The organism is Dietzia sp. NPDC055343 (assembly GCF_053645265.1).
Genome location: NZ_JBSHMJ010000008.1, coordinates 49262 through 63284, shown reverse-complemented (window position 1 = coordinate 63284; position 14023 = coordinate 49262). Strand labels below are relative to the sequence as shown.

The following is a 14023-nucleotide window of genomic DNA, read 5'->3' as shown; positions in this document are numbered from 1 at the left end:
CCCGGGCCCGGCGCGACCCCTTCCCCTCTCGAGGAGTTCTCATGGCACGTCCCTCTTCCGTCTCTGCAGCGTCCTGGATCTGGATGTTCACCGCCCTGTTCACCACATTCACCGTCGCCAACATCCTCACCGCCACCGAGATCCTGGTGGTCTTCGCCGACCTCAACGCCGGCATGGACGACCTCCCGCCCGGCGAGGCGTTCAGTTGGTTCGGCTGGATGCTGGCGATCGCCGCGATGATCGCGATGGCCGTCCAGGTGGTGGCCGCGGTCAAGCTCCGTGACGGCGCGGGCTGGGCCCGGCTGGTTCTGTCGGTGTTCGCGTTCTTCTCGCTGCTGGGCGTGCTCGCGGACTTCACAATGGTCTCGGCGTGGCTGCTCCTGGCCGCCAACGTGGTGGCGCTGGTGCTGGCGTACGGACAGTCGGCGTCGGAGTTCCTGGAGCAGCGCCTCAACACCCTCGTGTCGGCATGAGTGACGCCGCCGGTTGGGAGCGGCTCGAGGGCCGCAGGCTTCCTGCCTGGTACGACGACGTCAAGCTCGGCGTGTTCATCCACTGGGGCCCGTATTCGGTGCCCCAGTGGGCGCCGCGGGTGCCGGACATCCAGGAACTGTTGCGCGACGGCGGGCCGAGCCGGATGCTCAAGGAGAACCCGTACGCCGAGTGGTACCTCAACACGATGCAGATCCCGGGCAGTCCTACCCAGGAGCATCACGAGGCCACGTACGGCGCCGACTACAGCTACCGCCGCTTCTCGGAGGAGTTCTCGCGTCAGGCCGAGACGGCGGACGTGGACCAGATCGCCGAGCTGGCCCAGGCTGCGGGCGCCGGGTATGTGGTGCTCACGACCAAGCATCACGACGGCTACACGCTGTGGCCGTCGGACCATCCGCACCCGAAGCTCGGTACGTACGGTTCGCCGCGCGACCTGGTGGGCGACGTAGACCGGGCGGTCCGGGCCCGCGGCATGCGCACGGGGCTGTACTACTCGGGCGGGTACGACTGGCCGTTCAACGATGCGGTCCTGACGGGCCCGGCCGACTCGGTGCTCGCGGTGCCGGCCGATCCGGGCTACGCCCGCTACGCCGAGGACCACGTCCGGGAGCTGATCGACCGCTACTCCCCTGCCATCCTGTGGAACGACATCGGCTGGCCGGCCACAACCGACCTGCCGAGCCTGTTCTCCGACTTCTACGACGCGGTGCCCGACGGGGTGGTGAACGACCGCTGGGCGCAGACGGATCTCAAGCGCGGCGGCGGGACCGAGGCGGTGGTCCGCGGGGTGGCCGGCCTGGTGCAGTTGGTGTGGAAGCTGATCCCGGCCGAGCACCGCGAGCTGACCTTCCCCGCGACCCCGCACCACGATTTCACGACTCCCGAGTACGCCCGCTACGAGGAGATCGTGGCCAAGAAGTGGGAGACCACGCGCGGGATCGGCAACTCCTTCGCCGCGAACCGTAACGAGGATCCGGCGGACATCGTGCCGGCGCATGAGTTGGTCCACATGCTCGTGGACGTGGTGAGCAAGAACGGCAACCTGCTGTTCGGGGTGGGTCCCTTGCCTGACGGGTCGGTGCCGCCCGAGCAGCAGGCCCCTCTACGGGCGTTGGGGCGCTGGTTGCACGAGAACGGCAGCGCGATTCGCGGCAGCCGCCCGTGGGTCCGTCCCGCCGCCACCGCGAGCGAGGGCACCGAGCTGCGGTTCACCCTCACCGGCACGGACGTCAACGTGATCACCCTGGGAACCCCCACCTCCCGTGAGCTGGTGGTGCCGGGTGTCTCTGCCGGGCCGGATGCCTCGGCGTTGCTGGTGTCGACCGGGCAGCCGCTGGAGATCACCGCCAACGACGATGGTGTCCGCGTGCGACTGCCGGAGCGTCTGCCGGTGTCGCCGGCGCACGTGATCCGGCTGTCGGGGCAGGTGAACGCAAACGCTCCGGCTTGATTGAAGTCAGTCCTCGGCGACGCTCACGGAGACCTCGATATTGCCGGCGGTGGCCCGGGAGTAGGGGCACATTTCATGGGCGAGTTTGGCCAGCTCGTTCGCCTGCTCGGTCTCGACCCCGGGCAGGATCACCTCGAGGTCCACGGCCAGGTCGATGCTGGCTTCACCGGAGCGAAGGAGCGAGACCCGCGCTCCCACGGACGAGCCGTCGATAGCGACCTTCCTGGTCCTCGCGGCGCTCTGCAGCGCCGAGTGGAAGCAGGCGGCGAATCCTGCGGCGAACAATTGCTCGGGGTTGTTGCCCTTGCCTGACCCGCCGAGTTCTGTGGGCGGGGCCATCTCCAGGTCCACGGCATTGTCGGCGGTGGCCACGTGCCCGTCCCGGCCTCCGCCGGTGGACAATGCCTCGACGGAGTACAACGCGTCTGCCATGACAGTCTCCTTCGTGATGGGTGTGCTGCCGCCAAACGTACGCCGCGGCGGCAGGTGGGGTCGCCGACCGGATTAGGACGGAACCCGCGACCACCGGCGAGCAACCGCCGGGCTCAGCCCACTGCCTCGCGCACCCATGCGTGGATCTCGCGAGCCAGTTCCTCCGGCGCCTCCACCGGCAGCATGTGCCCGGTCTCGCGGATCTCCACGTACGAGACCGGGCCGTCCCCGCCAAAAGCGTCATTGGCCACTGCCCACGCGCGCTGCGCGGCGGTCGGCACCACCTGGTCGTCGGACGCACCGACGATCAGCACGGGGCACGGAGCCTGCGCGGGGAACGAGCTGCGATCTGCCCGCGCCCCCAGCGCCACTGAGTGGGCCGCAAATCGCGCCGGGCCGTACCCGCGTGCTGCGCGCAGCCGCTCGGCCCGCACCTGCGGGTCCAGGCCACGGTCGTCGAAGTACACAAGTTCCATGCCGTCGAGGGCGATCTCCTCATACGCGTCCGAGCTCAACCCCGCCGCTCGAGCCGCCCGGGAGGCAGCCGCATCCGGATCCTCCGCCCCCACGGGCGCGGTCAACAGCACGAGCCCGGCCACCAGAGTCGGGTGCCGTTCGGCGAGGTGCATGGCCACCACTGCGCCGAGCGAATGCCCCACCACCACACTGTCGGGCGCAATCTGTCCTGCCACCTCGTCCACGAGTACGTCGAGGTCTGGCGCCGCTGGCAGGTCCAGAGCCCTCGCCGTGAGGTCCTTCGGCAGGGCATGGATCACGGGAGACCACGATTGCGCATCGCCGTGCAGGCCAGGGAGAAGGACAAGCTCGGTCATGCCCGGGACCCTACGCGGGACACATCTCTCGGGACACCGGCCGCGCACGCTCCGGTGGCCCTGCGAGTACGACGACGCCGTCACCCGCATCCCGCTCACTCCGTCAGAGCGACACGAGCCGAAAGATCAACTGCCTAATGTGAAGATTCGATCGAGTGATCCGGCGGATTCATGGCCGTCTCCAAATTCCGGCGCGTGATCGAGCGCGAACTCCATGATCGCGCCTTGGTGCCCCGTAGAGACGTACGCGCGCTGCCCACTGGGGGTCACCGCAATCGTGCCCGCATCGCGGACTCCCAGTTCCCCGATAACCTCGGCGCTGCCGGTCACCGCATCAACAATCCGCAGACCCTGGTCAGTCACCACATAGAGCTCGTCTCCCCCGGGATGGATCGCCAGGTCAAAGGTAGTGTAACCCGCGGTGTCCAGGGCGGTCACCGTTCCGAACCGCACGTCATACGCCAGCACGGTGGTGTCGATCGCGACGTACGCCAGCGATTCATCGGGGCTCAGCGCTACGGATTCTCGGAAGTAATCAAACCTCCAGCCGAGGTCGAACGGCGGCGAGGGTGGGCCGTCGACGGTGCTGACGACGTCTCGGGTCCGGGTGTCGGCGATCTCGAGGATCGAGGTGCGGGACCCCCGTTCGCGACGGGAGGAGACAGACAGTCGATTCCCATTTTGGGAAATGGCCATGCCGTAAACCGACCCGGCCGTCCTGATGTAGCCGACCTGGTTCATGGTCGCGGTGTCCACCACTGTGACCCCGGTCGGGCTCGAAACATAGGCCTCTGCACCATCCGGAGAGATCACTACGCCGGTGGGCTCGGTACTGATCACACTGACGTCGTTGATCAGGTCGAGAGTGGTGGCGTCGAGTTTCAGAAGCTCGCCTTGCTGCCCGAAGGAAGTGGCGTAAACGGTGGCGCCGTCTGGCGAGACGGCCAGGTCGCGCAGCTTTCTGGTTGTCCAACCCGGGTAGGAGTGCTGCGAGGCCACCCGTCCGGTGGCCGTCTCCACCATGGAGATCCGCGGCTGTCCCTCGTCACCGTGGGCGGCATAGACAAACGCCCCGTTCGGGGATACCGCAGTATCGACGTAGTAGCCCCCGGGCGATCCCTCAACCGGCCCTATGAGTCTGGCGGCGGACGCCATGGGAGCAAGAGCGAGCGAGAGAGCCACGGCGGCGGCAAGCACTGCGGAGCGGCACCGCCGCCTTCTCACCCCTCGCATTGCGTCAGATCCGTTTCCGCGAGCGGCTTTCCCTCGGGCGTGATGTAGGTGACCATCAGGACCAGGTTTTCAGGCCCCTCGTTGATCCCCTCGTGGACGTAGCGGGCGCCTTCGACCACCGAGTCGCCGGCGCGATAGACGTGGACGCCGCCGGGATAGACGTCGGCGTAGTGGGTGAGCTGGCCCTCTTCCACCACCACGACGAGTTGTCCGTGGTGGCAGTGCAGGCCTGTTCCGGATCCCGGTTCGATGGTGATCTGGCGGAACATCACCTGCACTCCGTCGGTACCGCCGTCTACGTCCACCTCAACGGCCTGGTCCTGGTCGCCCTCGGCGATGTCGAGGACTCGGACGGGCTCAAGCCCCACCGCGGGGTCCGGAACGGGTTCGGGACTGCACGCGGCCAGAGCCAGCGCGAGAGCCCCGCCGGCCAGCGCGACGCCGACTCGTATCGGTGGGTGCGGCATGGCCGACTCCTCGCGTCCGCTCGGACTGACTAGGTTTGGCCAGCTCGGTCAAACATTAGTGCAGGTCGCCGCATAGCGTAAAGAAAACGTCACGAAAGGCGAGATGGATCCGAACTCGGAGCCTAGGGCTCTGCCGAACCGAGTGCGCGCCCTCTCGACCGGATGCTCATCAGCCCGGCCGCCCGCACACTGAAACCACGCGCAGCAACGAACAGCCAACTTCGTGAGGGGTGGCGGTCATGAAGGTCGCGGTCATCGGGGCAACGGGCAACGTCGGTACGGCGGTCGTGCGGGCGTTGGGCCAGGAGCCAAAGGTCACGGAGGTGCTTGGTGTGGCCCGCCGTTTGCCGGATGCAGGCCGTGCGCCGTACGACCAAGCGCGGTGGGAGTCGGTGGATCTGGCCGTCCCCACGCGCGACGACCGGGACGAGGACCGGGTGGTCGACCACCTGGCCGAGGTGCTGCGGGGCTGCGACGCGGTGGTGCATCTGGCGTGGCTGATCCAGCCGAATCACCAGCGCGAACTGCTACGCCGCGTGAATGTGGAGGGCACGCGCCGCGTAGCCGAGGCCTGCGTGCGAGCGGATGTCGGGCATCTGGTGGTGTCGTCGTCGGTGGGAGCGTACTCGGGTGTCGACGACGACGACCCGCGCCCCGAATCGTGGCCCGTGGGCGGCGCTGCGGAGTCATCGCACTACGCGGTGGACAAGGCGGCGCAGGAGCGGGTCCTGGACGAGATGCAGACCGAGCACCCTGACCTGCTGATCACCCGGGTTCGCCCGGCGCTGGTGTTCGATGCCGATGCCGGCGCCGAGATCACCCGCTACTTCCTGGGCGCGTTGGTGCCGGCGGCGGCGCTGCGGCCGGGCACTCTCCCACTGTTGCCGGTGCCGGCGGGGATCCGGGTGCAGGTGGTACACGCGGACGATCTGGCCGACGCGTTCTGTCGGGTATTGGTGCAGGGGGCCACGGGGGCGTTCAACGTGGCGACAGAGCCGGTACTCCGGGCGCAGGAGCTGGCCGACGTCGTGGACAGCGGCCGGTACCTCGAGGTGCCTGCCGCGCTGATCCGTCCCGCGGTGGCGGTCGCGTGGAAGGCCCGGGCGGTGGCCGCGAATCCGGGCTGGCTGGACATGGGGATGCGGGTTCCGTTGATGGATTGCTCGCGGGCCCGCGACGAGCTGGGGTGGCAGCCGCGGCACGAGGCAGCGGAGACGCTGCGTGAGTTGTTGACCGGGATCGCTGACGGACAGGGCACCGCGAGCCCGCCGATGCGGCCGCGTGAGCAGTGGCCGGTGGATCAGTCGCCGCCCGGCGGGGCCGACCCGTCCGGGGTCACGGGCCCTGGCGAGGAATCCTCGGCCCATCGTCTGCCGGCACACCTGGAGCGCGACGTGCTGGCCTTGTACCTGTCGGACCACCTCACGGGCGCGACGGCCGGCCTGGGCCGGGCCCGCCGGATGGCCCGGGACTTCGCGGACACCGATCTGGGCCCGGATCTGGCGACGGTCGCCGAGGACATCGTCAGCGAGCGCCAGTTCCTGGCCGAGCTGATCGATTCCCTACACCTGCGCCGGCGCCCCCACCGGCAGGCCGTAGCCGCGGTCGCGGAGAAGGCGGGGCGGCTCAAGCTCAACGAGCGCCTGACCAGCTCCCCCATGACCCCGGTGCTGGAGGTGGAGCTCATGCGTAGCGCCGTGGTGGGCAAGCTCGGCGGCTGGGAGACCCTCGCCGCGCTCGCGCCGGACCTGGGCCTGCCCGTGGAGCTGTTCACCACCCTCGCCGACCGTGCCCGTGAGCACGCCGACATCTTCGGTCGACTCCACCATCACGTCGCCGATGACGCCTTCCGCATCTCTGCGGAGTGATGATCGCTGGTCAAGGAATCAGGCCCGCTGCCTGATCAACTCTGTGACAGTAGGTGAATGAGAAACCGCCCCGGGCCGCAGGCCCGCACCATCGGCCGCTCGCGGCATCCACTCCGCATCGCTGTGGCATCCGCCGGAGCAGCGGGCCTGCTGGCCTCCGCTGCCGCTGTGGCCGCTCCGGTAACCGCAGCGGCGCCGATGCCGGGCCCGGCCCGCGGTCTGCCCCAGGCCGTGAACGATGTGCTGGGGCCGGCAGACCCGGCGTTCTGGAATCCGGCTGTCCCCGGCACCCGGGTCCTGACACCGGTGGGCCCTCGCGATGAGGTGATCTGCCTGACCGGCTTCGTCCCGGTGATCAATTGCTGGACTGATAGCCGACACGATCTGGGGTCGACGCCGCGCCCGCTCGCCCACGTCGATGTCCCGGTGGGCAGCGGAGCACCGATGCGACTCTGGGTGGACCTCCCGCGATGGGGCGACGGCTCGACAGGCGAAGACCCCATCCGAAAGCTGGCGAATGAGGTGGTGGTCTGGTGGCTCACCAACCCCACGCCGTCGTAGTCCCCACGCCGGGCTCGCCCCGCCCCCTCACACCAGGAGTGTGGTCCGCAGCGTGTCCAGGGTTGCCGAGTCCAGCCCCATGACTTCGGTGGCGAATGCGTCCCACCCGCCGTACTGGTCGTGGACGGCGTCCAGCACCGGTTGGATGTTGCTCGGCGACTGTTCGGTGAGCGGGCGGATCAACTCCACGTCCACGCCCTTGCTCTCTAGGAACGCGTACGTCTTGGCGTAGTGCTCCCGGAGGTACTCGTTGGACAGGACGAAGTCGTCGATGATCGTCTGATCGGGCACGCCCAGGATCCCCAGGAGGATCGCGCTCATCATGCCGGTGCGGTTCTTACCCGCGGTGCAATGGAAGATCAGCGCGCCCGGCCGCTCGGCGATCAACTCGAGAGTGCGGGCATAGCCGGCCATGGCCTCGGGCTGGTCGAGCTGCGCCACGAAGCTCTCGTCCTTGATCCGTTGGGACTCGCCGCCACCGAGCATCTCCTCGACCACCGCCGGGTCTCCGCCCTGCAGCACACCGGTCAGCGCCTCGGCCAGTGCCTGGGTGGTCTCGTCCAGCACCGGGATGTTGACCAGATCGATGGTGCCCGGCACGGGGGCCGAGCCGTCCTTCGCGATCTCATCGGCGCCGCGGAAGTCCACCACCGTCGTCAAGCCCGCCGACTGCAGCTTCTCGACGTCCGTGGTGGTGAGGCCGCTCAGGTCCCCGCCGCGGAAGACCTCGCCCCAGGCAACGGACCGACCGTCCGCGGTCGCGTACCCGCCGAGCTCGCGCACGTTGATGGCGCCCTTCAGCGCGATCTGCCGCGCGTGATCGTCCACCGGCTCGGAGCTACCGATGCTGCCTGAGGCGGTCTCGACGGATCCCGACGCGGTGACGGCGCTGGTCGCGATATCGGCGGCGCCTGCAGTGCCACCGGAGGCCAGGACCAGTGCAGCGGTGAATCCGAGCGCGGAGACGGTGCGGATGGACGACGTGTTCACGAGTGCCTTTCGAGAGGAGGGTCGAGGAGAAGACGGGACCGCCGCCCGCCCGGGAAGTCATCCGCTCCGGGCGGGCGCGGGTTAGAAGCTGATGACGCCGCGGAGGTTGCGACCCTCACGCATGTCAGTGAAGCCCTGGTTGATCTCGTCAAGCGTGTAGGTCCGGGTGATCAGCTCGTCGAGCTTGAGCTTGCCGGCCCCGTAGAGGTCGATCAGCCACGGGATGTCGGACGTCGGAGCGCACGAGCCGTACAGCGATCCCTGCAGTCGCTTCTGATAGAGCGTCAGCTCCATGGGGCTGATGGGGATCCCCACGTCGGTCATCGAGCCGAGCCCGGTCACCACGCACGTGCCCGCCTTACGGATCGCGGAGAACGCCTGCGCGATGTGCTCACCGGTGGTCACGCCCACGGTGACGATCGCGGCGTCGGCGCCCTGCCCGTTGGTGAACGATCGGGCCAGTTCCGTGGCCTCGTCCATCCCGGCGACGGCGTGGGTGGCGCCGAACTCCAGCGCGCTGGACCGCTTGAATTCGACCGGGTCGACGGCGATGATCCGTGAGGCCCCGGCGTGGGCCGCGCCCTGCACAGCGTTGATTCCGATCCCGCCGATCCCCTGCACGATCACCGTCTGCCCCGGGTACACCTCGGCGGAATTCACGGCGGCACCCCAGCCGGTGCCCACGCCACAGCCGAGCAGGCACAGCACCTCGAGCGGCAGCTCGGGGTCCACCTTGACGGCGGAGTCGGTGCTCACGGTCGTGTATTCACTGAAGGTGGACAGCCCGCACGTCTGCGCGACGGGCGCGCCGTCGAGGTCCATACGGAAGCTGGTGGGGTCGTCGGGCCGGGTTCCGCCCATGATCGCGGCGCCGCGGTCGCACAGGTTCTGCAGTCCCTGGGCGCACCAGCGGCAGCGGCCGCAGGCGGCGAGGAACGAGAACACCACGTGGTCGCCCTCGGTCCAGCCGTGTGTCTCAGGTCCCACGGCCACCACCACGCCGGCGCCCTCGTGGCCGCCACAGATCGGGTAGGAGCCAACGGCGTGGTCGCCGCTCGCGATGTGGTCGTCGGAGTGGCACAGCCCGGCCGCGACCATGCGGACGGTGATCTCCCCCTGCCGCGGGTCGTCGAGTTCGAGGTCGACCACCTCGTAGGTGCCGGGTGCCTGGCGGATGATCGCGCCACGGGTCTTCATATGTGTCCCTTCGGGGTACGGGTGGGTCCGCGGCGGCGCCGGCTCGGCGCCACCGCGATGAACGAGCAGCGTCAGACGGAGACCGCCGCGGTGGTCGAAAGTGGAACAGGTCCGGTCAGGGCGTGATCTGTGCCCGCATAGCGGCGGTGAAGTGCTCCCCGTACGGCGGCAGCATTCCCCACTCCCCGCGCGGGTCGGCGTCAGGTGCGAAGAACACGGTGCGGGCGTGGCTGAACTCCAGGAAGCCCTCCCGCCCGTTGTAGTGCCCCATCCCGGAAGCGCCGGATCCGCCGAAGGGGGCGTCGTTCATGCCGGGGTGCAACATCACGTTGTTGACCGTGACGCCGCCCGATCGGGTGCGTGCCAGGACGGAGTCGCGCTCGTCGTCGTCGCTCCCGAAGTAGTACAACGCGAGCGGCGTGGGGCCGGCGGCCACCTCGGCCACCACCTCGTCGACCGTGTCGTAGGGCTGCACGATCATGGCGGCGCCGAAGATCTCGTCGGCGCGGATCGCGGTACCCGAGGGCGGGTCCACCACGATCCGCAGGGGGCGCCGGCGGTCCCCCGCGACCGACTCTTCCGCCGGGGCCGTGACGACGCGGGCGCCGCGATCGGCGGCGTCGCGCACGTAGGCGTCGACGCGCTGGGCGTGCCGGTCGTTGACGGCAGCCACCACGTCCGCGTTCCCGCCGGCGGTGGGGTGCAACGTCGTGAACGCCTCGGCCACGGCGTCAACCAGAGAGTCGACGCTCTCGCGCGCCACGTACACGGTGTCGGGGCTGACGCAGATCTGCCCACCGTTGGTGGCTTTGGCGACGGCGATCTTCATGGCTGTGTCGGCGAGGTCGGCGCTGCGGCCGACGATCACGGGAGACTTGCCGCCGAGCTCCAGGGTGACGGGCACCAGGTTGTCTGCTGCGGCGCCCATGACGGCCCGGCCCACGGCGCTGCTGCCGGTCACCACGATGTGGTCGAACGGCTGAGAGGTGAGTTCGCGGGCCACCTCGGCGTCGCCGGTAACCACGGCCACCACGTCTGGGTCCAGCCCGTCGGCGGCCAGGCGCGCGAGCAGCTCGGCAGTGCGGGAGGTGATCTCGGACGGCTTGAGTACGGCCCGGTTACCGGCGGCCAGCACCCCGGCGAGAGGGCTGAGCAGGGTGAACAGCGGGGCGTTCCAGGTGCCGAGGATGAGCACGCTGCCCTTGGGCTGGTACTGCACCTCGCAGCGCGCGCCCATCTGATCGTAGGGAGCGAAGGCGGGACGCCGGTCGGCGGACATCCAGGTCTCGAGGTTGTCGCGCGCGTGCTTGAGAGCGCCCAGGGAGCCCACGATGTCGTTCATGAGCGAGTAGCCGTGGTGACGCCCGCCGAAGTCGGCGTCCATGGTTTCTGCCAGCTCGTCGTGGTGGTCGACCACGAGGTTGATCACGGATTGGATCCGGGCGCGACGTTCCTCTGCGGTGGCGGGGTCGATGGCGACGTGGGCGGCGCGCTGCCGCTGAAGGGGCTCGGACAGCGACTCCGAGGCCGCGTTGATGAGGGTCATCAGCGGAAAGTAGCACCGGAGTTTGACAGGTGTCTGGAAAACGTCGATACCGCGATTCGGCCCCGTGAACAGCCTCGATTCGCTAACCGATGCAGATGAGAAGTTCAGCGGTCCAGGACCGGGACACGCGGCGAGCGCGACCCAGCGGTTCGCTGAGCCGCGCTCGAACGTCCCCGAGGAGGCCGACCCCGGGCTCGGCGGCCGGCGGTTACTACCGCCTGATCGTCGACGAGAACGCGCTCGTCAGCGCCAGGATCGGCAGACCGATACACAGGTTGACGATCGCCGCCGCCACACCGTCGAGGAACGGAACCGTCAGTAGTAGCGGCAGCGCCACCGCGGCCACGGTCAGCAGTCCCACGGTCCAGGAGAAGAACTGCTGCGGGTTGGCCGTGCCCACCAGCAGGAGATACCAGAGCAGGCCGGCCAGGATCGCCGCCACCGCACCGTAGATCGCGTACATGGTGGGCGTATTGCCGCCATTGGCCCACGGTTGGCCGAAGCGGTTGAACACCGCCTCCACCACCCAGGCGATCAGCCAGCCGGCGATTGCCGCGACCAGCGCGGTGGCCACCACGCTGCCGACGAACTTGCCCACGTCCACCGGCGGGCCGCGCCTGGGTTCGGGGGTCGGCTCGTAGCCGGCATCGGCCGGGTAGCTACCTGTCGCGTAGCCGTCGTCGTAACCCTGGCCGCCGCCCATCTGCGAATAGGCGCGCGAATCAGGCTGGTGCCCCATGCGTCGGGTCTGGTCGTCCTGTCCGGGATACATCGTCTTACCGCCTCCGATTCTCCTGTGGTGCTCACCGAGGGTAGTCGCTCACACCCACCTCGCGACATGACGCGGCCCGCCCGGCCGTCTCGTGACGACCGGGCGGGCCGGTGGGAAATCCCCGTGTGGAGTGGGCGATCAGTGAGAGATCGTCTTCTCCACGCCCACACCCGTGAGGGAGCGAACCTCCATCTCGGCGCGCTTCTCCGGGAACTCGTCCTTCTTCCCGAGGAACGTGCCGATGATGCCCAGCAGGAACGCCAGCGGGATCGAGATGATGCCCGGGTTCGAGAGGGGGAAGATCGAGAAGTCCACGCTCGAGATCATCGACTTCTCGCTGCCGGACACGGCCGGCGAGAGCGCGATCAGCACCAGCGTGCTGATCAGGCCGCCGTACATCGAGAACAGCGCGCCGGTCGTGTTGAACCGCTTCCAGAACAGCGAGTACAGGATCGTCGGCAGGTTGGCCGAGGCCGCCACGGCGAAGGCCAGGGCGACGAGGAACGCGATGTTCTGGCCCATGGCGCCGATGCCCATGACGATCGACAGGATGCCGATCACCACCACGGTGATCCGCGAAACCCGCAGCTGCGACTGCTCCGACGCCTGACCGTGCTTGATCACGCCGTTGTAGATGTCGTGTGCGAACGAGGCCGAGGCGGTGATCGCCAGGCCCGCCACCACGGCGAGGATCGTCGCGAACGCCACCGCGGAGATGATGCCCAGGAAGATCTCGCCGCCCAGAGCGAAGGCCAGCAGCGGGGCCGCCGAGTTCACGCCACCGGGCGCGGAGCTGATGACCTCAGGCCCCACCATGGCGGCAGCGCCGAAGCCCAGGACGAGGGTGAAGAGGTAGAAGGCGCCGATGAGTGCGATCGCCCAGGTCACCGAACGACGGGCCTCCTTGGCCGTGGGCACGGTGTAGAAGCGCATCAGCACGTGCGGTAGGCCGGCGGTGCCGAAGACCAGCGCGATGGACAGCGAGATGAAGTCCAGCTTGGAGGTCTCGGTGGCGCCGTACTGCTGGCCCGGCTGGAGAAGGTCCTTACCGGAGTTGGCCACGGCCTCACCCAGCAGCGCCGAGAAGTTACCGCGGACCGCGACCAGCACGAGCAGGCACATGATCAGCACGCCGCCGACGAGCAGGACGGCCTTGACCATCTGCACATAGGTGGTGCCCTTCATGCCGCCCACCAGGACGTACACGATCATCAGGACGCCGACCGCGGCCACGACGAGAGCCTGGCCGGTGGAGTCGTTGATGTTGAGCAGCAGCGCCACCAGGCCGCCGGCGCCCGCCATCTGCGCGATCAGGTAGAACAGGCACACCGCGAGGGTGGCCAGGGCGGCCGCCATGCGGACGGGCCGCTGCTGGAGACGGAAGCTCAGCACGTCGGCCATGGTGAAGCGGCCGGTATTGCGCATGAGCTCGGCCACCAGCATGAGGGCGACGAGCCAGGCCACCAGGAAGCCGATCGAGTACAGGAACCCGTCGTAGCCGTTGATGGCGATGGCGCCGGCGATGCCGAGGAACGAGGCGGCCGACAGGTAGTCGCCGGCGATGGCGAAGCCGTTCTGGGGTCCGGTGAAGCTCGAGCCGCCGGTGTAGAAGTCCTTGGCGGACTTTGTGGACTTGGAGGCCCGCAGCACCAGGGCCATGGTCACCACGATGAAGATGCCGAAGACGACCATGTTGAGCAGCGTGCTGCCCACCTCTTCGCCGGGCGCCAGTTCACGAATGTTGATCAGCCAGTCCATCAGGCAGCCTCACCTTCCAGCTCGAGGCGGATGGCTTCCGCGCGGGGGTCGATCTGCCGGTTGGCGAACCGGATGTACAGGAAGGTGATGAGGAACGTGGTGACGAACTGCCCGAGGCCGATGATCAGGCCCCAGGTGATGTTGCCGAACACCTTGGTGCCCATGAAGCCCGTCGCGTAGATCGACAGGAGCACGTAGAGGAAGTACCAGACGAGGAACGCGATCGTCATGGGGAACACGAACGCCCGGAATCTGCTGCGCAGTTCCTGGAATTCTGGGCTGGCCTGCATGGCCGCGAACTCCGCCGCATCCGGTGTGCGCCGTGAGGCGCCCCCGGCCGCCGGGTCTTGTGGTTGGGACACGGAGATCCTCCGTTTCAGGTTCTCAAGCCACACCGGGGTAGTGATGCGACTCACAGACA

General features: G+C 68.5%; 14 protein-coding genes. 4 read left to right on the top strand and 10 right to left on the bottom strand.

Annotation, left to right across the window (positions count from 1 at the left end):
• Nucleotides 1-41: 41 nt before the first annotated feature.
• Both ACWIE7_RS05995 and ACWIE7_RS05990 read left to right on the top strand, forming a co-directional pair.
• Complete coding sequence (locus ACWIE7_RS05995) at nt 42-473, top strand: hypothetical protein (RefSeq protein ID WP_452099133.1); 432 nt, start codon at nt 42-44, stop codon at nt 471-473.
• Entirely contained in the window at nt 470-1945 is a 1476-nt protein-coding gene (locus ACWIE7_RS05990) for an alpha-L-fucosidase (RefSeq protein WP_454068807.1), read from the top strand. The genes ACWIE7_RS05995 and ACWIE7_RS05990 overlap by 4 nt, the downstream gene beginning before the upstream one ends.
• 6 nt (nt 1946-1951) lie before the next feature.
• Here ACWIE7_RS05990 and ACWIE7_RS05985 read toward each other — a convergent pair whose 3' ends face one another.
• From ACWIE7_RS05985 to ACWIE7_RS05970, 4 genes are all read right to left on the bottom strand, one after another.
• Nucleotides 1952-2377 (bottom strand): organic hydroperoxide resistance protein, encoded by a 426-nt coding sequence (locus ACWIE7_RS05985; protein ID WP_454068806.1) that lies wholly within the window; start codon nt 2375-2377, stop codon nt 1952-1954.
• Between the two features lie 113 nt (nt 2378-2490).
• Nucleotides 2491-3210, bottom strand: coding sequence for an alpha/beta fold hydrolase (locus tag ACWIE7_RS05980; protein WP_454068805.1), 720 nt, complete (start codon nt 3208-3210; stop codon nt 2491-2493).
• A gap of 126 nt (nt 3211-3336) precedes the next feature.
• Nucleotides 3337-4365: a YncE family protein gene (locus ACWIE7_RS05975; protein WP_454068804.1), complete on the bottom strand. Its 1029-nt coding sequence runs from the start codon at nt 4363-4365 to the stop codon at nt 3337-3339.
• Between the two features lie 65 nt (nt 4366-4430).
• The gene (locus tag ACWIE7_RS05970) at nt 4431-4910 is read right to left on the bottom strand and encodes a cupin domain-containing protein (protein WP_452099126.1); all 480 of its coding nucleotides are present in this window, start codon (nt 4908-4910) and stop codon (nt 4431-4433) included.
• Between the two features lie 239 nt (nt 4911-5149).
• On the opposite strand from ACWIE7_RS05970, the gene ACWIE7_RS05965 reads away from it, so the two are divergent.
• A complete protein-coding gene (locus tag ACWIE7_RS05965) occupies nt 5150-6778 on the top strand; it encodes an NAD-dependent epimerase/dehydratase family protein (protein WP_454068803.1) in 1629 nt (542 codons plus the stop codon).
• Between the two features lie 57 nt (nt 6779-6835).
• Entirely contained in the window at nt 6836-7339 is a 504-nt protein-coding gene (locus ACWIE7_RS05960) for a hypothetical protein (RefSeq protein ID WP_454068802.1), read from the top strand.
• Nucleotides 7340-7366: 27 nt separating this feature from the next.
• On the opposite strand, the gene ACWIE7_RS05955 is transcribed toward ACWIE7_RS05960, so the two are convergent.
• From ACWIE7_RS05955 to ACWIE7_RS05930, 6 genes are all read right to left on the bottom strand, one after another.
• Nucleotides 7367-8329 carry a tyrosine-protein phosphatase gene (locus ACWIE7_RS05955; protein ID WP_454068801.1) on the bottom strand — a complete coding sequence of 321 codons (963 nt, stop codon included), beginning with the start codon at nt 8327-8329 and terminating at the stop codon, nt 7367-7369.
• Between the two features lie 81 nt (nt 8330-8410).
• Complete coding sequence (locus ACWIE7_RS05950) at nt 8411-9526, bottom strand: NDMA-dependent alcohol dehydrogenase (RefSeq protein ID WP_452099122.1); 1116 nt, start codon at nt 9524-9526, stop codon at nt 8411-8413.
• 115 nt (nt 9527-9641) lie between these two features.
• The gene (locus ACWIE7_RS05945; protein ID WP_454068800.1) at nt 9642-11072 is read right to left on the bottom strand and encodes an aldehyde dehydrogenase family protein; all 1431 of its coding nucleotides are present in this window, start codon (nt 11070-11072) and stop codon (nt 9642-9644) included.
• Between the two features lie 211 nt (nt 11073-11283).
• Nucleotides 11284-11844, bottom strand: a complete 561-nt coding sequence (locus ACWIE7_RS05940; protein WP_295649165.1) for a hypothetical protein — start codon at nt 11842-11844, stop codon at nt 11284-11286.
• Between the two features lie 138 nt (nt 11845-11982).
• Nucleotides 11983-13602 carry a solute symporter family protein gene (locus tag ACWIE7_RS05935; RefSeq protein ID WP_295649163.1) on the bottom strand — a complete coding sequence of 540 codons (1620 nt, stop codon included), beginning with the start codon at nt 13600-13602 and terminating at the stop codon, nt 11983-11985.
• Nucleotides 13602-13892 (bottom strand): DUF485 domain-containing protein, encoded by a 291-nt coding sequence (locus ACWIE7_RS05930; protein WP_452099318.1) that lies wholly within the window; start codon nt 13890-13892, stop codon nt 13602-13604. The genes ACWIE7_RS05935 and ACWIE7_RS05930 overlap by 1 nt, the downstream gene beginning before the upstream one ends.
• Between the last annotated feature and the right edge of the window lie 131 nt (nt 13893-14023).